The sequence below is a fragment of the Novosphingobium sp. CF614 genome, assembly GCF_900113255.1.
In the GTDB taxonomy this organism is placed as follows: domain Bacteria; phylum Pseudomonadota; class Alphaproteobacteria; order Sphingomonadales; family Sphingomonadaceae; genus Novosphingobium.
On record NZ_FOOR01000002.1, the window covers coordinates 322531 to 345586 of the forward strand.

Sequence of the window (23056 nt, forward strand, 5' to 3'; positions counted from 1 at the left end):
CTAAGCCGCCCCGGGCGGCGATGCTTTGCCGGCAATGACTGCCTCGCGCGGAGATCCTGCCCCGGCGGCGGCCGTTCCCGGCGGTATTGTCGATCCGATCACGCCCCGCGCCTCCAGCCCGGCAGCGAAGCGAAAGAGAGCCGCTTCCCCGCCCGGCCCGCCGATCAGCTGCAACCCGAGCGGCAAGCGCCCCGGACGGTAGAGCGGAACCGCCAGCGACGGCAATCCGATAAAACTGATCGGCTGGGTATGAATGCCCAGGTCCGCCCGCGCCGGCACCAGGGCGCCGTCGATCACGATGCGCGGATCGTCCACGCGCGGCGCCGTGCAAGGGGTGGCCGGGGCCAGCAGCACGTCGAAACCGGCGATGAGCGCGGCGATCCGCGCGCGGTACACGGCGCGATACGCCTGCGCTTCGGCGTAAAGCTCGCGCGGCAGCAGCGCCCCGGCTATCAGGCGGTCGCGCGTCTGCGGATCGAAGGCCATGGCGTCGCGCGCCAGTGCCTCCCGGTGCAGCGCGCCGCCCTCGAACGCGGTGATGAGGAACGCGGCCGAGCGCGCGCGGGCGATCTCCGGCAGTTCCACCAGCGGCGCACCGGGGGCGATCGCATCGATCGCCGCGAGTTGATCGGGGTCGGCATTCTCGCGGAAACGACCGCCCAGCCGGGCGACACGCAAGGGGGCATCGTCCGGCGCGAGGTTGCGGCCGGCGAGAACTTCCCAGACCAGCCGCAGGTCGGCGGCCGTGGCGGCGAACGGCCCGGTATCGTCGAAGCTCTCGGCAAAGGGAAACACCCCGCCAAGCGGCAGGTCTCCATGCGTGGGCTTGAGGCCGTAAGTCCCGGTGAGGCTGGCGGGGACCCGCACCGATCCGTTGGTATCGGACCCGAGCGAGAAAGGGAGCAGCCCGGCGGCGACAACCGCCGCCGAGCCGCCCGAGGAGCCGCCAGCAAGGCGGGAGGGATCGTGCGGATTGCGAGTGGTGCCATAGGCCGCGTTGATCGTTGCGAAGCCATAGGCGAACTCATCCATGTTGAGCGTGGCGACCAGCACCGCGCCGGCCGCGCGCAGGCGCGCCACGGCTTCGGCATCGCCGGTCGCGGGTGGAGCATCGGCGTAGAGAGCGGAGCCGGCGGTGGTCGGCAGGCCGGCCACGTCGAACAAGTCCTTGACGCCGTAGGGCACGCCGGCGAGCGGGCCGGGATCGCGTCCGGCCGCGACCATCGCGTCGACGCGCCTCGCCTCTTCGCGCGCGCGGTCCTCCAGCAGGCGAGTCACCGCGCGTAGCACCCCTCCGCGCGCGGCCAGGGCGGCCAGGCATTCATCGAGCACCTGCCCGGCGCTCAGGCGCCCGGCGCGGACGGCGCCCGCGATCTCGACCGCGCTTCTCATCGTGGGCCTTCCCGCAGGCGCTCGGCATGATCGGCCAGCAGCGCCAGGTTGGCGGCGACGCCCGGCGCGCACGCCTCGGGAATCGCAATCCCGGCCCGCGTCGACGCGGCCGCGATTTCCTCGTCGCCGCGGGGGACTTTCAACGCGGCCGGCGTCTCGCCAGCCTCGGCCCCAGGCGCAACCTCGGCAGCGCGCGCGAAGCGGGCCGCGAGCCAGGCGCAGACGAACAGTTGCAACTGGTGGAAGATCATCAGCGGCAGCACCACCATGCCCACTTGCGCCGGCGCGAACAGCGCCCCCGCCATCGGCACGCCCGAAACCAGGCTTTTCTTGGAGCCGCAGAAGAGCAGCACCACCGCATCTTCCCGGGGCAGGCCGGCAAGCCGCGCGGCCAGGGCGTTGACCGCCATGATCGCCGCCAGGATCACGGCGGAAAGCACCAGCAGCTCCGCCAGATCGGCAAAGTTGAGCACCTTCCAGATGCCGTTGACCACCGCCGCGCTGAACGCGGAATAGACCACCAGCAGGATCGAGCCGCGATCCACCGGCATCAGGATCGCCTTGTGCCGGTCCACCCAGGTGCCGATCAGCGGGCGCAGGAAGTGGCCGGCCAGGAACGGCACCAGCAGCTGCATGACGATGCTGCGCACCGCCTGCCAGTCTCCACCCAGTCCGCCCCGCGCCGACTGGATCAGCACCCCCACCAGCAGCGGCGTCAGCACGATGCCCAGCAAGTTGGAAAGCGAGGCGCTGCACACCGCCGCCGCGACATTGCCGCGCGCCATGGCGGTGAAGGCGATCGAGGACTGCACGGTCGAAGGCAGCAGCGTCAGGAACAGCACGCCGGAAAGCAGCAGGGGATTGATCCAGCCCTGCGCCAGCCGCGCCGCCGCCAGCCCGGCGGCCGGAAACAGCAGATAGGTCGATCCGAGCACCAGCAAGTGCAGCCGCCAGTTGCCGATCCCCGAGAGGATCGCCGCGCGTGAGAGCTTGGCGCCGTGGAGGAAGAACAGCAGCGCGATCGCCAGGTCGGCGAGCACGTCGAACCCGTCCGCCGCCGCCCCCCGGACAGGCAGCAGCGAGGCCGCCGTCACCACGGTGATGAGGCAGAGCAGAAAGGGGTCAATGGACGGAATGAACGACGCGCGCCGCATAAGCCATCGTACCTGCCCGCATGCCCCCTGTCGATCAAACGCAATGATCCGCACGGATCGTTGCGAAAAAGGCAGCACCCCGCGCCGGAGTCATACTGACCTGCGTCGATAAGAACTCACCCGCTTTTCCTTCGTCTTTGCGAGCCCGCGAAGCGGGTGAAGCAATCCAGGGCAGCACGAACCGCTCTGCCCCCTGGATTGCCGCGCCGACTTCGGCGGCTAGCAAGGGGGAAATGAGTCTCACTCAAAGAGACTTGGTATCAGGCCTTCAACCGCTCGGTCAGACGCTGTGCATGCCAGGCGACATGCTCGGCCATGAAGGTGGAAATGAAGTAGTAGGAATGGTCGTAGCCTTCGCGCATGCGGATCGTCGCGGGCAGGCCGGCCTTCTCGCAGGCCTCCACCAGAAGCGGCGTCTTGAGCTGCTCCTCCAGGAACCCATCGGCGGCGCCCTGGTCGACGAGCAGGTCGGGCAGGCGCGCGCCGTCCGCGATCAGGGCGCAGGCATCGTATTCGCGCCAGGCCGCGCGATCGGGGCCGATGTAGCCGGTCAGCGCCTTGTCCCCCCAAGGGCAGTTCAAGGGGCTGACGATCGGCGCAAAGGCACTGACCGAACGGAACCGCGCCGGATCGCGCAGCGCGATGGTCAGCGCGCCGTGGCCGCCCATCGAATGGCCGGTGATCCCCTGGCGCGCCATGTCGGCGGGGAATTCGGCACCGATCAGCGCGGGCAGTTCCTGCTCGATGTAGGAACGCATGCGAAAGTTCTTGGCCCAGGGTTCCTGCGTGGCATCGACATAGAAGCCTGCCCCCTTGCCGAAGTCATAGCCCTCGTCGTCGGGCACCTCGTCGCCGCGCGGGGAAGTATCGGGCGCGACGAAGATGATCCCCGCCTCGGCGCAGGCCGCCCGGTACTCGCCCTTTTCCGTCACATTGGCATGGCTGCAGGTCAGCCCCGAAAGATACCACAGCACCGGCAGCTTCACGCCCGGCGGATGGGGCGGCACGAAGACCGAGAATGTCATCGGCGTCCCGGTCTGGGCGCTTGGGTGCGTATAGACGCCTTGTATGCCGCCGTGGCTGCGGTTGGCGCTGACCTGTTCCATCCGATCGCTCAGACGAAAACGTAGGCGCAGATCTTGTTGCCTACCGGATCGCGCAGATAGGCGGCATAGGCCCCGGGCAGATAGTCGCGCGGACCGGGCTGGCCCTCGTCGGTGCCGCCGTTGGCGATGCCGGCGGCGTGGAAGGCATCGACCGCGGCCGGATCGGCGGCGGCGAAGCCGATGGTGCCGCCATTCGCGAAAGTCGCGGCCTCGCCGTTGGCCGGAAGCAGGACGAGCAGCGCCGGCTTGTCCTTGCCGTAAATCACTGCCTTTTCACCCGCGGGCCCCATGTTCTTGACGCCGAGCGGCGCGAGGACCGCGTCGTAGAACGCGGTGGATGCCGCCAGATCATTGGCGCCAAGGCAGATATGCGTCAGCACCGAATCGCATGAAAGCATGGTTCTTCTCCTAAGGTTGAGCCGTTCTTCAGAATACCACGACCGAACGGATGCTCTCGCCCGCGTGCATCAGGTCGAAACCCTTGTTGATGTCTTCGAGCGTGAGGACGTGGGTAATCATCGGGTCGATCTGGATCTTGCCGTTCATGTACCAGTCGACGATCTTCGGCACGTCGGTGCGTCCCTTCGCGCCGCCGAACGCGGTGCCGCGCCAGTTGCGGCCGGTGACGAGCTGGAACGGCCGCGTGGAGATTTCCTTGCCGGCTTCCGCCACGCCGATCACGATCGAGGTGCCCCAGCCGCGATGGCAGCATTCCAGCGCCTGGCGCATCACCTCGGTATTGCCGGTGCAATCGAACGAATAGTCCGCCCCGCCGTCCAGCATGTTGACGAGATAGGGCACGACATCGCCGACTTCCCGGGGGTTCACGAAATCGGTCATGCCGAACTTGTAGCCCCATTCGGCCTTGCCGGGATTGACGTCGACGCCGACGATCCGGTCCGCCCCCGCCAGCCTGGCGCCCTGGATCACGTTGAGCCCGATCCCGCCCAGGCCGAAGACGACCACGTTGTCGCCGGGCCGCACTTTCGCCGTGTTCACCACGGCGCCCACGCCGGTGGTCACGCCGCAACCGACATAGCACGACGCCTGGAACGGAGCGTCCTCGCGGATCTTGGCGACGGCGATCTCCGGCAGCACGGTGAAGTTCGAGAAAGTCGAGCACCCCATGTAATGGAAGATCGTCTGGCCTTTGTAGCTGAAGCGGCTGGTGCCGTCCGGCATCAGGCCCTGCCCCTGGGTGGCGCGGATCGCGGTGCACAAGTTGGTCTTGCCCGAGAGGCACGATTTGCACTGGCGGCATTCGGGCGTGTAGAGCGGGATGACGTGATCGCCGGGCTTCACGCTGGTCACGCCCGCGCCGACCTCGCGCACCACGCCCGCGCCCTCATGCCCCAGGATCGAGGGGAAGATGCCTTCCGAATCGAAGCCGTCGAGCGTGTAGGCGTCGGTATGGCAGATGCCCGTCGCCATGATCTCGACCAGAACCTCGCCCGCCTTCGGGCCTTCGAGGTCGACTTCGACGATCTCGAGCGGCTTCTTGGCTTCGAAGGCAACGGCGGCGCGGGTCTTCATGGCATTGTCTCCTGTCTTTGCGGCGGGGTTCTAGCGCCTTGCAGGATTGCCGTTAATGGGCGTTGTCGGGAAAAGTGCTATAATTTCACGGCCGGGCCGATTGAATCGGCGAAACCAGTGTCACTGAGGAACAAGCGATGGACGTCCGCCGCGAATCCGACAGCATCGGCGAGATCGATGTGCCCGCCCAGGCCTATTGGGGCGCACAGACGCAGCGCAGTATCGAAAACTTTCCCTTCGGCCCCGCCGAACGCATGCCGATCGCGATCGTCCGCGCGCTGGCGCTGGTCAAGCAGGCGGCGGCACGGGTCAACCGTTCGCATGGGCCGGCATGGGGCCTCGACGCAGGGATCGCCGACGCGATCGAGACCGCCGCCGGCGAAGTCGCCGCCGGCATGCTCGACGACCAGTTCCCATTGGTGATCTGGCAGACCGGCAGCGGCACCCAGACCAACATGAACCTCAACGAGGTGATCGCCGGGCGCGCCAACGAGATCCTCACCGGCCAGCGCGGCGGCAAGGCTCCGGTTCATCCCAACGACCACGTCAACCAGAGCCAGTCCTCCAACGACAGCTTCCCCACCGCGCTGCACGTGGCGGCGGTGCTGGACGTGGACGAGCGGCTGATCCCGGCGCTCGACCGGCTGTGCGGCGCGATCGACGCCAAAGCCCGGGCGTGGCGCGATCTGGTCAAGATCGGCCGCACGCACCTGCAGGACGCGACCCCGATCACGCTGGGACAGGAATTCTCGGGCTACGTCCAGCAATTGCGCGACGGCCGCGAGCGCATCCTCGACGCCGAACGCTTCGTGCTGCGCCTGGCGCAGGGCGGCACGGCGGTCGGCACCGGCCTCAACGCACCGGAAGGGTTCGCGGACGCCATGGCCAAGGAACTGTCCGGACTGACCGGCCGGGACTTCATCGCCGCCCCCAACAGGTTCGAAGCGCTCGCTTCCAACGACGCCCTGGTGCAGCTTTCGGCCACGCTCGCGACGCTCGCCGTCTCGCTGACCAAGATCGCCAACGACATCCGCCTGCTCGGCTCCGGCCCGCGCTCGGGGCTGGGCGAGCTGGAATTGCCGGCGAACGAACCGGGCAGCTCGATCATGCCCGGCAAGGTCAATCCCACCCAGTGCGAGATGCTGACCATGGTGGCCGCGCAAGTGATCGGCAACCATCAGGCGGTGACCGTGGGCGGCCTGCAAGGCGCGTTCGAACTCAACGTGTTCAAGCCGTTGATCGGCGCGGCGGTGATCCGCTCGATCGATTTGCTCGCGGTAGGCATGGCCAGCTTCGCCGAGCGCTGCGTCGAGGGCATCGAGCCGAACCGCGCGCGCATCGCCGAACTGGTGGACCGCTCGCTGATGCTGGTGACCGCGCTCGCGCCCGAAATCGGCTACGACCAGGCCGCGCGGATCGCCAAGCACGCCCACGCGCACGGACAGACCCTGCGCCAGGCGGCGCTGGCGCTGGGTCTGGTCGACGCGGAGACTTTCGACCGGCTGGTCCGTCCGCAAACCATGGTCTGATCCCGGGCCGCGATGAAGGGAACGCATCAAGCCCCTCCCCGTCAGGGGAGGGGAGAAGAGTCGCAATCGGTTGGTATCAGTCGTCGCTACCGGCTCCGGCAGTGGCGCTGGCGTTCACGCCCAGGCTGGCGGAACCGTTCCTGGAAGCCGAAGCACCGGTCGAGCCGGCGGCGCTCCCGTTGCCGGACCCGGCCTTGGCCGAGCCCTTCGCCGAGCCCCCGGCCGAACCGCTCGCGCTGGCGTTCGAGCCGGAACTGGCCGCGTCGCGAGCCTGGCCGCCCACGGCCGCGGCGCTGCCCATCGCGGCATTGCTGGCGCCGCCCACGAGTTGCGAGGCGGTGCCGGCGGGGTTGATCGGCAAGGTCGAGGCACCGGTCAGGCTGCCCGATCCCGAACCCGACGCGGAGCCATGGGCCCCCGAGCCATTGGCCGAACCCGAAGCCGCGCCCGAAACCGCGCCCGAAACCGCGCCGTTGCCGGCGGCCATCGCACCCGAGCCCAGCGTGCCGGTGGCACCCCCAGCCGCATCGACCAGGCCGCTGGCGCTGGAACGGACATTCGATACCGCGCCAGTAGCCGCTGCCGCAGCAGCCGAGGTATCGGGCGCGGCGACGTTGGGCGTGGTCACTTTCTTGCGTGCCTTGGCGCTGGCGCTGCCGTCCACCGTGGAAGTCACGCTGCGCCCGGCGCGCGAAACGCCGATATCGCCGGCGCCGCCGACGGTGCTGTCGATCGTGCCGCCAATGCCGTCCCCGACACCGCCGATCCCGCCGCCCAGGGTCCCGCCCAGCGTGCCCCCCAAAGCGCCTCCCAGGCCGCCGCCGCCCAGCAGCTGGGCATTGGCCGCGCCGGGCACGGCGAAGAGGGCGAGCGTGGCGATCGCGGTTCCGATAGTGAGCTTGTTCATGGGTACTGCTCCTTCCTTCTGTATCCGTCCCCGATCCGCTTTCGGTCCGGGGTCTCTGGAGGAAGCAACGGATGGCCCTTTCGCTTTCATCCGCGACGGTGCGATTTTTTTTGAATTTTTCTTCAGAGGCCGGATCGGCAGATGTTGCACAGCACCCCGCGCCCGGTCCGGGGCTGGGCCTGGACGGCTTCGGCATCCGCCGCCTTCAGCGCCGATGCTGCGCTGGAGAGCGCGGCGCGGCGCGCGGCGATGCGCGAGGCGGCGAGCGGCGCCGCATAGGACGTGCCGCGCAAGGCCACGCGGCCCCTGCCGGGGACCAGCGCGGACATGTCTGCGCCCGGCGCCGCATAGTCGAGGTGGGCTGCCCGGCCCGCCTCGATCAGCACGCGCCCGGCGCCGTCCACCCCGGTCACCGCGATGACGCCGGGATAGGAAGCGGGATAGGCCGGCGGGGCGGCGGCGCCGTCATTGCCGACGGCGGCCACCACGACGATGCCCTTTGCCCGCGCGGAAGCGACCGCGCGCGCGAGCAACGGATTGGCCGGGCCGATCAGGCTGACCGAAACGACCGTTACGCCCTGCCCCTGCATCCAGCCCAGCGCCCGGGCAATGGCCAGTGCATTGCCGCCCGCCGGATCGGAACCATAGACGTCCGCGCCATAGATCCGCGCCGTGCCTGCCCCGGCCAGCAGCGAGGCGATGGCCGAGGCGTGATCGCTGGCCCGGGGCGCCCCTTTGGCGAAGCCTTGCTGCGCGGCAAGCCGGTCCGAGCCGGCGATGCCGCCGTCGATAATGCCCACGGTGCCGCCGCGCGGCAAACCGCCGGCGCCGCCGCCGCTTTCGCGGGCGCCGCCGGCGGGCCGGCCCGCGGGGAAATGGAGCTGGTCGGCGCTGATCTCGCGGCCCGGCAAGGCCTTGCGCAGCGCCTTGATCGCACGCGCCAGCGATTTGCCCTCCGGCGCTCGCAGGCGCGCGTAGCGCACGTCAAGGCCATCGAGCGCGCCTTGCTCGATCATCGCGTAGCCGTTCCGCCGCGCCACTCCCAGCGCCTCGGGATCGGGATCGAGCAGCAGGATCTCGCCGCGCACCGCCGGCTGATGCCGGTCGTCCCATTCGACGCTTTCGGCATTGTCGGACACGTAATGCGAAAGGCGCTGCAGCCGGTCGCGCGCCAGCCTGCCGATATCGCGCGCCGCTTCGCCCACCGGCTCCAGCGCGGCATCCGCCACGTCGCGTACCGTATCGCGCACGGTGTCGCGCACCTTGCCGACGGTGCCCAGCGGATCGACCGGCAGCGACGCCGAAGGCACAACGCCGCCCAGTTGTGCGCTCGCCGGCCCGCCGGCAAGCGCCAGCAGCGCCGCCGCGATTGCCAGTCCCTTGGTCGTCCATCTGCCCATAGTCTTGTCCGATAGCAAAAATCGTAGCACTCAGGGATGAAACGAAGCTGTCCAACCGTTTCATCCCCAGGCAAGAAAAGTCGATGGGCACGAACCGCTTCTGCGAAGAACTGACTGCGCTGCTGCCGCGCCTGCGGCGGTTCGCGCGCGGGTTGACGCATGATGCCGCCGATGCCGACGACTTGTGCCAGCAAACCATAGAGCGCGCGCTCAAGGCCCGCCAGCAATGGCAGGAAGGAACGCGACTCGATGCTTGGGTATACCGGATCATGCGCAACCAGTGGATCGATGAAGTACGGGCAAGGACGCGGCGCTCGCAGACTTTCGTGCACGAGGACGAAGGCATGAACGTCGGCACCACCGGCGACAGCGATGCCGAAAACCTGGTGGAGCTGGGCAATATCGGCCGCGCCCTCGCCCGCCTGCCGGAGGAACAGCGCGAGGCGGTGGTGCTCGTGCTGGTGGAGGGCTTTGCCTACAAGGAAGCCGCCGAAATCATCGGGGTGCCGCAGGGAACGCTGACCTCGCGGCTCGGACGCGGGCGCGAGGCGCTGCTGCGCGCATTGGGGGAAGCGGCATGAACGTGACTCGCGAGGAACTCATGGCCTATGCCGACGGCGAGCTTTCGGGTGCGGAAGCGGCGCGGGTGGAAGCGGCGGTGGCCGCCGATCCGGCGCTTGCCGAACGGCTGGCGGCCGAACGGCGACTGCGCGAAGCCCTGCAAGGCCATCTGGACCCGGTGGCCGAAGAGCCGGTGCCCGACGCCCTGGCCGCGATGATCGCGGCGGCGCGCGAGGACGATTCCAGGATCGTCAGCATGGCCGCCGCGCGGGCCGAACGGGAGGCGAAGGTCGTCCGGCGCCCGTTCCTGCCGCACTGGGGCTCCGGCCTTGCCCTCGCCGCCTCGCTGGTGCTCGGGCTGATGCTGGGAACGCAGCTGAATTCGGGCGGTTCGATCGCCGAACGGAACGGAGCGCTGGTGGCGTCGGGCATGCTGGCCAAGGGGCTCGACACCCAGCTGGCATCGGCCGGGGACGAAGGCGGGCCGCTGCGCATCCTGACCAGCTTCCAGCGCCACGACGGTGACTATTGCCGGGTGTTCGAAGCGGCCGCGACGTCCGGCATCGCCTGCAAGGACAACGCGGGCTGGGTGTTGGAGCGCACCATGGCCAACGGCAGGCGGCAAGCGAGCGAATATCGCCAGGCCGGCTCAGCCGAAAGCGACCTGATGACCGCTGCCCAGGACATGGCGCAAGGCGCGCCGCTCGATGCCGACCAGGAGCAGGCGGCGAAGGCGAAGGGGTGGAAGAAGTAGTACCAAGTCTCTTGCAGCGAGACTCACCTCCCCTTCGCCTCCCGCGAGACGGCGAAGCCGCCGACGCAACCGAGGGTGGAGCCAACCGCTCAGGATTGCCGCTCCGCCATTTGCGACACCGCCGCGCTCACGCCTTCGGGCCGCGCCATCGCGGCGCCGATCAGCAGCAGCGCGGGGCCGTCGCCGAGCGCGGTGCGCGCGGCCAGGGGCAGGAGGTCAAGGCGGGTGTTGAAGTGGCGCTCGGTCGGCAGGCTGGCGCTTTCCACCAGCGCGACCGGGGTATCGGCGGCGAGCCCCGCCGCGATCAGCCTGGCCGAAACCTCGGCCGCCGCCGCCTTGCCCATGTAGACCGCCAGTGTCGCCTCCGGATCGGCGAGGCGCGACCAGTCGAGGTCGAGCGCTTCCCCGGCGCGGGCATGGGCGGTGACGAATGTCAGCTTGCGGGCTAGGCCGCGCAGCGTGAGCGAGGCGCCGAGGCTGGCGGCGGCGGCGCTGGCGGCAGTGACGCCGGGGCAGACGCGCACCGGCACGCCGGCGGCGCGGCAGGCGTCGAGTTCCTCGGTGGCGCGGCCGAAGATCGCCGGATCGCCGCCCTTGAGGCGCACGACTTTCTCGCCGGCCAGCGCGGCATCGACGATCAGCTGGTCGATCGTCGCCTGATCCTTCGAATGGCGGCCCGAACGCTTGCCGACGTGGACGAGACGCGCCGAGGGCGCCGCCATTTCGAGGATGCCGGGCCCGACCAGTGCATCATGAAAGACCACGCTCGCCTCTCCGATCAGGCGCTCGGCCTTGCGGGTGAGCAGTTCCGCGTCGCCCGGGCCGGCGCCGACCAGCCATACGGACCCTGGAGGAAAATCGGTCATTCGGCGGCTTCCCGGTCCAGGGTTGAAAACACTTCGAGCAACTTGGCGATGGCCGGCCGGCACGATCCGCAATTGGTGCCCGCGCGGGTGCATGCGCCGATTTCGGGAACGGTCGCGGCACCGTCGTTGACGGCGGCGGCGATCTCCATCTCGCCCACGCCGTGGCAGACGCAGACGATCGGGCCGCGATCGGGCAGCGGCGTGCTCGGCCGTCCGGCCAGCAGCTCCGCCGCGCTCGCCCGGTCGAGGCCGAGCTGGCTCGCCGCCCAGCCCCTTGGGGGAAGTTCGCCCGAGCGGGTGAGATAGGCCGCCGCACCCAGCGTACCATCCCCCCCGCGCACCGCGATGCGGCGCATGCCGCGCACGATGTCGGCGACTTCCAGCCGTTCGCCGTCGGGCAGCAACGCATCGATGTCGATCGTCCCGTCACCGGCGAGTTCATAGAGCCAGCCCGCCTTCACGCGCGAGCGGGTCCAGTAGAGCAGGCCTTCGGGCGCGATCACATCGCGGCGGACTACGAAGGCGCGCCACTCGGGCGACAGGGCGACGACACGCGCGGCGCTGTTCTTGAAACCGGGCTGGCCGGAAACGGGGTCCACCGCCTGCGTGGGCAGGCGGTTGGAGCGCCCTTCCCCGGCCATGGCGTCGGTCCAGTGCATCGGCACGCAGATCTCCCCGCGCCGCTGCCCGTCGGACAGGCGGACGCGATAGACCGATGCGCCGCCGGCGGTCTCGACCCGGCCCAGGCCGCCGTCGACCAGGCCCAGTTCCAGCGCGTCGGCGGGATGGACTTCCAGCAGCGGTTCGGACCGGTGCTGCGACAGCGTGGGCGAGAGGCCGGTGCGGGTCATCGTGTGCCATTGGTCGCGGTAGCGCGCAGTGTTGAGCCGCAGCGGGAACTCCGCGCTCGTTTCCGGGGCCGGCGGCGTGGTCGAAACCAGCCGCGCCTTGCCCGAGGGCGTCGGAAAGCGCGCGGACATGGGTAGCTCGCCGCCCCACTGGAACGGCTCCATGGCGGCGTATTGCGGGTCGCTGATCCCGGCGTGGCCGGTGAGATCGAGCACTTTGCCCCGGGCCTTGGCCAGCTCGGTCATCCGTGCATATTCGCGGAAGACATCGGCGGCATTGTTCCAGGCGAAGCTTTCCGCCCAGCCCATGCGCGCGGCCACGTCCGCCACGATCTTCCAGTCGGCGCGAGTCTGCCCGGGAGCGGCGAACAGCGCGCGCTGGCGGCTGATGCGCCGTTCCGAATTGGTGACGGTGCCGTCCTTCTCTCCCCAGCCGTGCGCGGGCAGGCGGACATGGGCGAAGCGGCCGGTGTCGGTATCGGCGATGATGTCGGAGACCACCACGGTCGGGCAGCGCGCGAGCGCCTCGCGCACGAAGCCGCTGTCGGGCAGCGAAACCGCCGGGTTGGTGGCCATGACCCAGAGGAACTTGATCCGCCCCTCGTGAACCGCCCGGAACATGTCCACCGCCTTGAGCCCGGGCCCGGAGCAGATGTTCGGCGCATTCCAGAAAGCCGCCGCGTCCGCGCGCTCTTCCCGGGAAAAGCCCAGGTGGCACGCGAGCATGTTGGCCAGTCCCCCCACCTCGCGACCGCCCATGGCATTGGGCTGACCGGTGATGCTGAACGGCCCCGCGCCGATCCGGTTGATCCGGCCCGTCGCGAGGTGGAAGTTGATGATCGCGTTGCCCTTGTCGGTGCCGCAGACTGACTGGTTCGCGCCCTGGCTGAACAGGGTGACCATGCGCGGGCGTTCGGCGACGAGGTCGCACAATGCCGCGAAGGCGGTGTCGGGCACGCCGGGCGGGCAGGACAGGTTCTCCCAGAACCCCTCGTCCGCCTCGACATGGGCGGCAAGGTACTGATCGTCCACCACGCCGCGCCGCCGCATCTCGGCGAGCAGGGCGTTGAACAGCGCGATGTCGCCATCGGGCGCGACCGGCACGTGCAGATCCGCCTGCTCGGCGGTTTCGGTGCGGCGCGGATCGATGACGACCAGCTTGGTCCCGCGCTTTTCGCGGGTCTGCTCCAGCCGCTGCCAGACGACCGGATGGCACCACGCCGTGTTGGAGCCGACCAGCAGCACCAGGTCCGTCTCGTCGAGGTCCGTATAGGAACAGGGCACCACGTCCTCACCGAAGGCGCGGACGTGCGCGGCCACCGCGCTCGCCATGCACAGGCGCGAATTGGTGTCGATGTTGCCGCTGCCGACGAAGCCCTTCATCAGCTTGTTGGCGGCGTAGTAGTCCTCGGTCAGAAGCTGGCCCGAGACGTAGAAGGCCACGCTGTCCGGCCCATGCTCGGCGATGCATTCGCGCATGCGGCCGGCCACCAGATCGAGCGCCTCGTCCCAGCCCGCTTCCCGATCACCGATCATCGGGGCCAGCAGCCGGCCTTCGAGCGCGACGGTCTCGCCCAGGTGCGTGCCCTTGGAGCAGAGGCGTCCGTGGTTCGCGGGATGCGTGCGATCCCCGGTGATGGCGACCCCCCGATCGCCATCACCGAAGCCCTCCCCAACCTCGGCCACGATGCCGCAGCCGACGCCGCAATAAGCGCAAGTCGTGCGGATCGCCGCCACGACGCTCAGGCCGCCTCGGCCGGAGCACCCTCGCCGATCACGGCGGAGCGCAGCAGGTAGATGCGGCCGGCATCGACCTTCAGCGGAATGGTGGGAACGCAGCCCTCGTCATCGCCCAGCGCCTTGCCGGAGCGCAGCGAGATGTTCCAGTTGTGCAGCGGGCACGTGACGACATCGCCATGGACGATGCCCTGGCTGAGCGGCCCCTGCTTGTGCGGGCACCTGTTGAGAAGCGCGAAGAATTCGTTCCGCATCGTGTGGAACACCGCGATTTCCCGCGTTTCCGCGCCCGGGCCGCCAATGACCGGCAAGGTGCGGGCGGTGCCCGGTTCGATCTGGGTGACCGGGCCGATATCGAGCCAGTTGCCGATCATCACGCGTTCTCCATCTGTGAACCGGGGAAGGGCCGGAATTCGGCCAGATGCTGGTGCAGCTTGTCGTGCTCTCCCGCGGCCCGCCGGGCCCAGGGATCGTCCTGCATGAACTGCTGCGAATAGCGGAAGCGCGCGGCATAGCGCTGCACCGCGCCCTCCTCGGCCAGCCTGTCCTTGACGTATTGCAGCCCGACGCGCTCGATCCACGGCGCGGTGCGCTCAAGGTAATGCGCTTCCTCGCGGTAGAGCTGGATGAAGGCGGCGCAGACCTCCAGCGCCTCTTCCTCGGTGGCGACCTTGCCGAGCAGGTCGGTAGCGCGCACCTTGATGCCGCCGTTGCCGCCGACATGAAGCTCGTAGCCGGAATCGACGCAGACCACGCCGAAGTCCTTGATCGTCGCTTCGGCGCAATTGCGGGGGCAGCCGCTGACCGCGATCTTGAACTTGTGCGGCATCCAGCTGCCCCAGGTCATCCGCTCTATCTTGACCCCGAGCCCGGTCGAATCCTGGGTGCCGAAACGGCACCATTCGGAACCGACGCAAGTCTTCACCGTGCGCAGCGACTTGCCGTAGGCGTGGCCCGAGACCATGCCGGCGGCATTGAGATCGGCCCAGACCGCGGGCAGGTCCTCCTTCTTGATGCCGAAGATGTCGAGCCGCTGCCCGCCCGTCACCTTGACCATCGGTGCGTTGAACTTCTCCACCACATCGGCGATGGCGCGCAGCTCGCGCGGGTTGGTCAGGCCGCCCCACATGCGCGGAACCACCGAATACGTGCCGTCCTTCTGGATATTGGCGTGCATGCGCTCGTTGACGAACCGGCTCTTCTGGTCGTCCTCGTACTCGCCCGGCCAGGCGCAGAGCAGGTAGTAGTTGAGCGCCGGCCGGCACGAGGCGCAGCCGTCGGGCGTGGTCCAGTGCAGTTCCTGCATGACCTCGGGAATGACCTTCAGCCGCTTCTCCACGATCAGGCGACGCACGTCGTCGTGCGTGAAGCTGGTGCACTTGCACATGGTCCGGGGGCCGGACTGGACGTCGCCCCCCAGCGTCACCGCCAGCAGGCTTTCGACAAGGCCGGTGCACGAACCGCAGGAGGCCGAGGCCTTGCAACTGCCGCGCACCGCGTCGAGCGAGCAGGCGCCGGCGAGGATGGTCTTGACCACGGTGGCCTTGGAAACGCCGTTGCAGCCGCAGATCTCGGCATCATCCGAGAGGGCGGCAACGGCGGCGTTAGGGTCCGCGAGCGCACCCCCGGACGCGAAAGCCTGGCCGAAGATCAGCGCCTCGCGGATATCGGAGACATCCTCGCCCTTCTTCATCAGGTCGAAATACCAGGAGCCGTCGGCGGTATCGCCGTAAAGCACGGCGCCGATGACCTTGCTCTCCTTCACGATCACGCGTTTGTAGACCCCGCGCGAGGCATCGCGCATGACGATGTCCTCGCAGCCTTCCCCGCCGGAGAAATCGCCGGCGGAGAACACGTCGATCCCCGAAACCTTGAGCTTGGTCGACGTGACCGAGCCCTGGTAGCCGCTGGGCGCCTCGGTGACGAAGTCCGCCAGCGCGCGGCACATGTCCCACAGCGGCGCGACCAGGCCGTAGCACATGCCCCGGTGCTGCACGCATTCGCCGACCGCCAGGATCGCGGGATCGGAAGTGACCATGTGGTCATCCACCATGATGCCGCGCTCGACTTCGACGCCGGCCTCGCGGGCCAGCACCGTGGCGGGACGGATGCCGACCGCCATGACGACGATATCGGCGGGCAGCTCGGTGCCGTCCTCCAGGCGGACGCCGGCGACCATCCCGTCCCGGCCCACGATCTCCTTGGTGTTGGCTCCGGTCAGGACGGTCTGGCCGCGACGTTCCAGCTCGGTCTTGAGCAGCCAGCCGGCCGCCTCGTCGAGCTGGCGTTCCATCAGCGTGGGCATGAGGTGGATGACGGTGACCTTCATCCCGCGCAGGGACAGGCCATGCGCGGCTTCAAGGCCGAGCAGGCCGCCGCCGATGACCACGGCCCGGCCCTGCTCACCGTTCGGGCCGCCCTTCCCCGCCGCCTCGAGCATCTTGTCCACGTCGTCGAGGTCGCGGAAAGTGACGACGCCGCCCAGGTCCTTGCCGGGCACGGGGATGATGAAAGGGTCTGAACCGGTGGCGATCAGCAGGCGGTCGTAAGGTTCGACCCGGCCCGAAGCGGCGATCACGCGCTTGTGCTCGCGATCGATGCTTTCCACTTTGTCGCCGGAGACCAGGGTGATGCCGTTCTCGTCGTACCATTCCTGGCCGTTGATGACGATCTCTTCGAAGGTCTTCTCACCCGCGAGCACCGGCGAGAGCATGATGCGGTTATAGTTCACGCGCGGCTCGGCGCCGAAGATGGTGACGGCGAAACGCTCCGGATCGCGGGCCAGGATCTCCTCCACGGCACGGCAGCCCGCCATGCCGTTGCCGATCACCACGAGCCTTTCCCTGTCCTGGCCGGCAGGCGTGCCCTTCTCGAAGTTCATCGGTGCATTCACGTCACGTCTCCGTTCGCGACGCGCACAAAAAAAACCGCCTCGAGCTTTGTCCCTGTCGGGAAAAGCACGGGCGGCTTCGTTGCCACGCGTCTGTCAGTCTGAAGGCGAGGCGCTCAAATCGTCCATCGGCGGACAGCGCTCTCTCGCTGAGTACCCTTTAACCGATTCGGCATGGCGCGGGCAAGATGGTTTTTTGCAGTGCAGCAGTGAAAAGGGATTTGACACGCCCCGGCAGGGAAAACTTCACCTTTCGCCGTCCGCGCAGGCGGCAATTGCGGACATCGATGCGCAAGCCGGGGCTTTCGCATATGCGTCAGACCAAATGAACGCAGCATCTCCCCTTCCCTTCAGGGTGGACAGGGGAGATGATGCGCGGTCGATCAAATCGGGTATTCGTCATTGCGGCCACCCAGGCAATCCGGGGCGGCGCCGAACCGCCCCGTCGGAATGCCCGCCGAGCCCTTTCCGGCGGCGGATCACGCCGGTCAGTAGGCGAATTCGAGTTGCAGCCAGAACTTCTCCACGTCCCCGGCGGCCGGTGTCACCGCATTGTAATTGGCGTACTTGGCAAGGATCGAGAACTGATCGACCTTGAAGCCGATCTGGGCGTCCCACTCGGTGCCAAACTCGATGCCGCCCACGTCGCTGTCGAACTGGTGATAGATCACCTGGGCATTGACGCCCTTCACCGCGCCGAGGTCTCCGAACTTGTAGGCGACCGATCCGTAGGCGTCCTGGAGGCCGGTGGCGGGCGTGGTCAGGAACACGTCGGCCCAGCCGTTGAACTTGTGGAGCGTCGCCAGCGGGGTCTGAAGCGAGAAGCCGTTGTCCGAACCCAGCACTTCGTAGCCGCCCGCCACGCGCAGGGCCTTGTAGGACAGGCCGGCTTCACCGGCCGCGTAGTCGGCCGAGTAGTTCTTGACCGGGTTCTTCCAATCGTCCTGCTTCGCGTAGGAGCCGGCCAGGTCTAGCTTCAGCGCTTTCGAAAGCGGCAAGGTGGTGGTGGCGCGCAGGCCGATGGTCTTGCTCGAATTGGCGATCTGCAGCGGATCGTCGTAGTTCAGATAGTAAGCGAAGCCCTTCAGGTTGACCGGGCCGAGCGCGGTGCCGGCGCCGACGAAATAGAAGTTGCCGTCATAGGCCTGGCGCGGTCCCGCGTCCTCGCCGAAGATGGTGCGCTGGCTCCACGAATATGTCGCGTCGAGCGCGACCGGGCCGAACTTGGCCTCGCCGCGAACGGCATCGAAAGTCTGCTCGTTCTGCCGCCAGGCGACCGAGCCGACCCAGCGCTGATCGTCGAGGTTGATCCGCTGGCGGCCGATGGTGACGCCGTTGCCCTTTACCTTGTAGGAAAGCTGGATGCGGTTCAGATCGATATTCTCGGGATCGGGAATGACCGAATGGACCCCAGGGTGCGACTGGCCCGATCCGGGAACGGCGAACGGAAAGGCATTGTAGCTGTCATCGATCGCCAGGGTGCCTTCACCTTCGACCAGCAGCGAGAGGTTGTGCAGCTTGAACTCGGCGCCCGCGCGCAGGCGCATGGTCACCGCGTCGGCATCGAGCTTGAGGCCGTCCTGGTCGACATGCTCGTAGCGCAGGCGGCCCTCGACGATCGGATCGATGGTGAGATCGTCGCTGACCTTGACCGGATCGCCGGTCTTGGCGGCGGCCGGCGCGGCAATGGCGAGCGATGCGCCGAGGGAAACGGTGGCGGCGGCAAGTGCGGCAAGCGAAAGTGCATTCTTCATAAGCGTAGCCCTCCGAAGGGCGCCACCCCTGGCGCCCTTTCCAAACTGGATCGAAGGCAGACGCCGTTGCCCGCCGCTTCACTCCCCTCCCGGGCTCACTCCCGGCCCTTCCCTTGCGCGTCGGACAGCGAACCTCCTTGTCCGCCGCCGCCCCTCACGAGCGCGCGCTTGCTTGTCCTCGATGCTTCTTGCTGCCGCCGCGTCCGGCGACAATCGCTTCCTTCTCAGCCGGCCCGTGCCTCAGGCCTCCTTCGCGGCCGGCCCATGCCTCAGGCCGCCTTGGCGGCCGGCCCATGATCGTATTCGGCCAGGAAATGCAGCACTTCCTGCCGGTAGTGATAGAACTGCGGATGATCGAGCAGCGCCTTGCGATCGCGCGGGCGCGGCAGGTCCACCTTCAGGATCTTGCCGATGGTGGCGTTGGGGCCATTGGTCATCATCACCACCCGGTCGGCCAGCAGGATCGCCTCGTCAACATCGTGCGTGACCATGATCGCGGTGACCTTGGTGCGGTTCCAGGTCTCCACCAGCACGTCCTGCAGATCCCAGCGGGTGAGGCTGTCGAGCATGCCGAAAGGCTCGTCGAGCAGCAGCAGGCGCGGGCTGAGCGCGAAGGCGCGGGCGATGCCGACGCGCTGGCGCATGCCGTTCGACATCTCGGCCGCCATCTTGTCCTTGGCATCGCCCAGGCCGACGCGGTCGAGGTAATAGTCGATGATGTCGCGCCGCTCGGCCTTGCCGGCGTGCGGATAGACCCGCTCCACGCCCAGCGCCACGTTCTGGCGCGCGGTAAGCCAGGGCATCAGGCTGGGCGCCTGGAACACCACCGCCTTGTCCGGCCCGGCCACGTCGATCTCGTGGTTGTCGAGCACGATGCCGCCCGAACTGATCGCGTTGAGGCCCGCCGCCATCGTCAGCACGGTGGACTTGCCGCAGCCGGAGTGGCCGATCAGCGAGATGAACTCGCCCTTGTCCATCAGCAGGTTGAAATCCTCGACGACGGTGAGCGGCCCCTTGGGCGTGGGGTAGACCTTGTGGAGCTTGTAGAACTCCAGGTAGCGGCGCTCGACCGCGCTGCGTCCGGCCTCGAGGTAGGCCCGCGGCAGTTCCGCCTCCTTCCTGCCGGCGAAGAGATCGAGCGGGGCGACCTGGGGCAGCTCGACGCTGCTCTCGCCCACGCTCGAGCCCTGTTCGTTGAGCTTGCCGAGGTAGGCGACGATCGCCTTGCGCAGCGACTGGAAGTGCACGTCGTCGTTCACCGCCTCGCGGTCGCGCGGGCGCGGCACGTCGACTTCGAAAATCTGGCCGATGGTGGCGGAAGGGGCCGGTGTCAGGATCGCGACCCGGTCGGCCAGCAGCAGCGCTTCGTCCACGTCGTTGGTGACGAGGATGATGGTGCGCTTCTCTTCCTTGCGGATACGCTCGATCTCGTCCTGAAGCTTGGCTCGGGTCAGTGCGTCGAGCGCGGAAAGCGGCTCGTCGAGCAGCAGGATCTCCGGCTCCATCGCCAGTGCCCGCGCCACCGCCACGCGCTGGCGCATGCCGCCCGAAAGCTGCGCCGGCTTGCGGTCCATCGCATGGCCCAGGCCGACCAGTTCGACCTTCTGCTTCACCAGCGCGGCCCGCTCTTCCCGCGAACGGTCCTTGTGAACCGCGTCGACGGCAAGCGCGACGTTCTTTTCAACCGTCAGCCACGGCAGCAGCGAGTAGGACTGGAACACCAAGCCGCGATCCTTGCCGGGACCGTCGATCTGCTTGCCCCGCAGCAGGATTTCGCCCTCATCGGGCTCGATCAGGCCGGCGACGGCCGAGATCAGCGTGGTCTTGCCCGCCCCCGAGAAGCCGAGGATGGCGATGAACTCGCCCTCCTCGACATCGAGGTCGATGCGATCGAGAACCCGGGTGACGCCGCCGGTCTGGCCGCCCTTGTTCTTCGAAACGTAGGACTTGCTGATGCCCCGGAGCGAGAGGATCGTGGCCATGGCTGCTGTTCCTGTTCTCTTGGTCTGGACCGGTTTCGTGTGGCGTTGGTATGGCGTTGGTGTGGGGTCGGGCCCCGTCCGGTGCCGGCTTCAGACGGTGCGGTTGCGGCTGACGAAGGCCTGGAGCATCATCATGATCCGGTCGAGCGCCACGCCGATCAGGCCGATCACCACGACGGCGACCATGATGCGGGCCAGCGACTGCTCGTTGCCGTTCTGGAACTCGTCCCACACGAACTTGCCCAGGCCGGGATTCTGCGCCAGCATTTCCGCGGCGATCAGCACCATCCAGCCCACGCCCAGCGAAAGCCGCATGCCAGTGAAGATATAAGGCAGGCTGGAAGGCAGGACGAGCTTGGTCAACCGCGCGAACCAGCCCAGACGCAGCACGCGGCCGACGTTGATGAGGTCTTTGTCGATCGAGGCCGTGCCCACCGCCGTATTGATAAGCGTCGGCCACATCGAACACATCATCACCACAATCGCGGAGATCACGAAGCTCTTGGGCAGCGTCGGATCGTCGCTGGTCATCGACGCGGAGATCACCATGGTCACGATCGGCAGCCATGCAAGCGGGCTGATCGGCCGCATGACCTGCACCAGCGGGTTGATCGCCGCGTTGAAGCGCTTCGACATGCCGGCGACGAGGCCCAGCGGCACCGCCGCCAGCGAAGCCAGCACAAAGCCCATCGCAACCGTTTCGAGCGAGGTGAAGATCTGATCGATGAAAGTCGGCGGACCGGTGTAGATAGAACCCGCCGCCACGGCCGCGGCCGCCTCCGCGCGGGCGGCGGAGTATTCACCCATCAAGCCGACGAAGGCGTTCCAGACATCGCCCGGTCCCGGCAGGGTGCCGAGCGACGTCTGGACCATCGGAGCCAGCAAGGCCCATAGCGCGAGGAAGGCGCCGACGCCGGCCACCGGGGGCCAGGCCGCTTCGAACAGCGCGCCCCCCGAAGGCAGCCTGGCGGCAAGGCCGGGGCGCCGGCCGGAGGGCTTGGGCGCCCCGTCTTCTTTGGTGACCGCCGCAGCGACGGGCGGATCGACTTCCTGAGTCATCGTGAATTCGTCTTTTCTCAGTGGTGCGGCGGTCATGACAGCAGTTCCTTACTTGACGCCGGCGGGCGTAACCTTCTGGCCATCCTTGAGACCGATGGCAAAGCTCGCCGCGTAGGCAGCGGGCTTGTGCGCATCGAAGGGCACGCCGTCGATCGCCTTGCGGGCATAGACGCGGAAACCATCGGTCTTCGGGAAGGCGGCTGCATCGGCCTTGCCGTCCGAGACCAGCGACGCGGCGGCGGCCTCGTAGATATCGGGACGATAGACGGCCTTGGCGGTATCGAGATACCACTGGTCGGGCTTCGATTCGGCGATCTGGCCCCAGCGGCGCATCTGGGTCAGGAACCAGATCCCATCGGAGTAGAACGGATAGCTCGCCTGCTGGTCGAAGAACAGGTTGAACTCGGGAGCGGGGCGGGTATCGCCGCCGCCGAAAGTGAACTTGCCCGTCATCGAGGCCAGCAGCACCTTCTCATCCGCGCCGACGTATTTGGAGTTGGCCAGCATCTTCACCGCCTCGGGCCGATTCTTGCCGCCGTCGGCATCAAGCCACATCGACGCGCGGATCAGGGCCCGGACCAGCGCCTTGACGGTCTTGGGGTTCTTTTTCGTGAACTCCTCGGTCAGGCCGAAAACCTTGTCGCCGGTGGTGCCGGCAATGTCCGGATCGACGATGATCGGCACGCCGATCTTCTTGGCGACGGCAGCCTGGTTCCAAGGTTCTCCCACCGAATAGCCGTTGATCGTGCCGGCTTCCATCGTCGCCGGCATCTGCGGCGGCGGCGTGACGGAAAGCTGGACGTCGGCGCCGGTGAGGCCGGCCGTATCGCCCGGCAGGTAATACCCCGGGTTGAGCCCGCCGGCCGCGAGCCAGTAGCGCAGGACGTAATTGTGCGTGGAGACCGGGAACACCATGCCCATCTTGAAGGGCTTGCCGTCCGCCTTGAACTTGGCGACGACCGGCTTGAGCACCGCGGCCGAGACCGGGTGAATCACCTTGCCGTCGGGCCCCTTCGGCAGGCTCGGCGCGATCATGTCATAGACCTGGTTCGATATCGTGACGCCCTTGCCGTTCAGATCCAGGCTGAAAGGTGTGATGAGCTTCGCCTTGCCGCCGATCCCGGCGCCCGCGGCCAGGACCTGGCCGGCGAGCATGTGGGCGCCGTCAAGATCGCCGCTGACGACACCGTTCAGCAGCACTTTCCAGTTCGCCTGCGGCTCCAGCGTGACGTTCAGGCCTTCATCGGCAAAGAAGCCCTTCTCCTTGGCCACCACCAGTGGGGCGATATCGGTCAGCTTGATGAAACCGAGCTTGAGATTGGCCTTCTCGACCGCCCCGGCGGCCACCGGCGCCTTCTCCTCAGAACCCTTGCTGCCGCAGCCAGCCAGAGCAACGCTCGCCAGCAGCGCCACCACCGCTGCCCTACGCGTGAAACCGAACCCCCGATCCATGCTCATTGAAACCACCCCACGCTGGCGGCAAACGCAAAAACCGCCTCGACGCAAGTCCCATCGGGACTACATCGGGCGGCCACGTTGCCACTGATTGCTGAAAGCCGCAGACCGGTTCTGTTTCGCCCCCGT

Annotated in this window: 18 protein-coding genes; 3 read left to right on the forward strand and 15 right to left on the reverse strand. The window is 67.9% G+C overall.

Annotated features, from left to right (window positions below; translation table 11 throughout):
* The 5 genes from BM052_RS04360 to BM052_RS04380 all read right to left on the reverse strand — a co-directional run bounded on the left by BM052_RS04360 (position 1) and on the right by BM052_RS04380 (position 5185).
* A complete protein-coding gene (locus BM052_RS04360; protein WP_091143636.1) occupies positions 1-1392 on the reverse strand; it encodes an AtzE family amidohydrolase in 1392 nt (463 codons plus the stop codon).
* Entirely contained in the window at positions 1389-2546 is a 1158-nt protein-coding gene (locus tag BM052_RS04365) for a bile acid:sodium symporter family protein (RefSeq protein ID WP_091143639.1), read from the reverse strand. The genes BM052_RS04360 and BM052_RS04365 overlap by 4 nt, the downstream gene beginning before the upstream one ends.
* Before the next feature lie 260 nt (positions 2547-2806).
* Positions 2807-3652 (reverse strand): S-formylglutathione hydrolase, encoded by an 846-nt coding sequence (gene fghA / locus BM052_RS04370; RefSeq protein ID WP_091143640.1) that lies wholly within the window; start codon positions 3650-3652, stop codon positions 2807-2809.
* Positions 3653-3660: 8 nt separating this feature from the next.
* Positions 3661-4050, reverse strand: coding sequence for a VOC family protein (locus BM052_RS04375; RefSeq protein WP_091143643.1), 390 nt, complete (start codon positions 4048-4050; stop codon positions 3661-3663).
* 28 nt (positions 4051-4078) lie between these two features.
* Positions 4079-5185 carry an S-(hydroxymethyl)glutathione dehydrogenase/class III alcohol dehydrogenase gene (locus BM052_RS04380; RefSeq protein WP_091143646.1) on the reverse strand — a complete coding sequence of 369 codons (1107 nt, stop codon included), beginning with the start codon at positions 5183-5185 and terminating at the stop codon, positions 4079-4081.
* Positions 5186-5322: 137 nt separating this feature from the next.
* On the opposite strand from BM052_RS04380, the gene fumC reads away from it, so the two are divergent.
* A complete protein-coding gene (fumC, locus tag BM052_RS04385; RefSeq protein WP_091143648.1) occupies positions 5323-6714 on the forward strand; it encodes a class II fumarate hydratase in 1392 nt (463 codons plus the stop codon).
* 76 nt (positions 6715-6790) lie between these two features.
* Here the strand turns inward: fumC and BM052_RS04390 are convergent, their stop codons facing one another.
* Positions 6791-7621 carry a hypothetical protein gene (locus BM052_RS04390; protein WP_091143651.1) on the reverse strand — a complete coding sequence of 277 codons (831 nt, stop codon included), beginning with the start codon at positions 7619-7621 and terminating at the stop codon, positions 6791-6793.
* Positions 7622-7743: 122 nt separating this feature from the next.
* A complete protein-coding gene (locus BM052_RS04395) occupies positions 7744-9021 on the reverse strand; it encodes a S8 family serine peptidase (protein WP_091143654.1) in 1278 nt (425 codons plus the stop codon).
* A gap of 83 nt (positions 9022-9104) precedes the next feature.
* Here BM052_RS04395 and BM052_RS04400 point away from each other — a divergent pair, with 83 nt between their 5' ends.
* Entirely contained in the window at positions 9105-9602 is a 498-nt protein-coding gene (locus BM052_RS04400; RefSeq protein WP_091143657.1) for an RNA polymerase sigma factor, read from the forward strand.
* Entirely contained in the window at positions 9599-10336 is a 738-nt protein-coding gene (locus BM052_RS04405) for a zf-HC2 domain-containing protein (RefSeq protein ID WP_091143658.1), read from the forward strand. The genes BM052_RS04400 and BM052_RS04405 overlap by 4 nt, the downstream gene beginning before the upstream one ends.
* An 89-nt stretch (positions 10337-10425) precedes the next feature.
* Here BM052_RS04405 and cobA read toward each other — a convergent pair whose 3' ends face one another.
* The 8 genes from cobA to BM052_RS04445 all read right to left on the reverse strand — a co-directional run bounded on the left by cobA (position 10426) and on the right by BM052_RS04445 (position 22930).
* Entirely contained in the window at positions 10426-11202 is a 777-nt protein-coding gene (gene cobA / locus BM052_RS04410; RefSeq protein WP_091143661.1) for a uroporphyrinogen-III C-methyltransferase, read from the reverse strand.
* A complete protein-coding gene (locus tag BM052_RS04415) occupies positions 11199-13787 on the reverse strand; it encodes a nitrate reductase (protein ID WP_091143663.1) in 2589 nt (862 codons plus the stop codon). The genes cobA and BM052_RS04415 overlap by 4 nt, the downstream gene beginning before the upstream one ends.
* Positions 13788-13792: 5 nt before the next feature.
* A complete protein-coding gene (nirD, locus tag BM052_RS04420; protein WP_091143665.1) occupies positions 13793-14161 on the reverse strand; it encodes a nitrite reductase small subunit NirD in 369 nt (122 codons plus the stop codon).
* Positions 14161-16668: a nitrite reductase large subunit NirB gene (gene nirB, locus BM052_RS04425; protein ID WP_091143668.1), complete on the reverse strand. Its 2508-nt coding sequence runs from the start codon at positions 16666-16668 to the stop codon at positions 14161-14163. The genes nirD and nirB overlap by 1 nt, the downstream gene beginning before the upstream one ends.
* Before the next feature lie 497 nt (positions 16669-17165).
* Positions 17166-18431 carry an alginate export family protein gene (locus BM052_RS04430; protein WP_091143671.1) on the reverse strand — a complete coding sequence of 422 codons (1266 nt, stop codon included), beginning with the start codon at positions 18429-18431 and terminating at the stop codon, positions 17166-17168.
* A gap of 269 nt (positions 18432-18700) precedes the next feature.
* Positions 18701-20413, reverse strand: coding sequence for an ABC transporter ATP-binding protein (locus BM052_RS04435; protein WP_091143672.1), 1713 nt, complete (start codon positions 20411-20413; stop codon positions 18701-18703).
* Between the two features lie 90 nt (positions 20414-20503).
* Entirely contained in the window at positions 20504-21508 is a 1005-nt protein-coding gene (locus BM052_RS04440) for an ABC transporter permease (RefSeq protein WP_091143675.1), read from the reverse strand.
* A gap of 12 nt (positions 21509-21520) precedes the next feature.
* Complete coding sequence (locus tag BM052_RS04445) at positions 21521-22930, reverse strand: CmpA/NrtA family ABC transporter substrate-binding protein (RefSeq protein WP_255405952.1); 1410 nt, start codon at positions 22928-22930, stop codon at positions 21521-21523.
* Positions 22931-23056 lie beyond the last annotated feature (126 nt).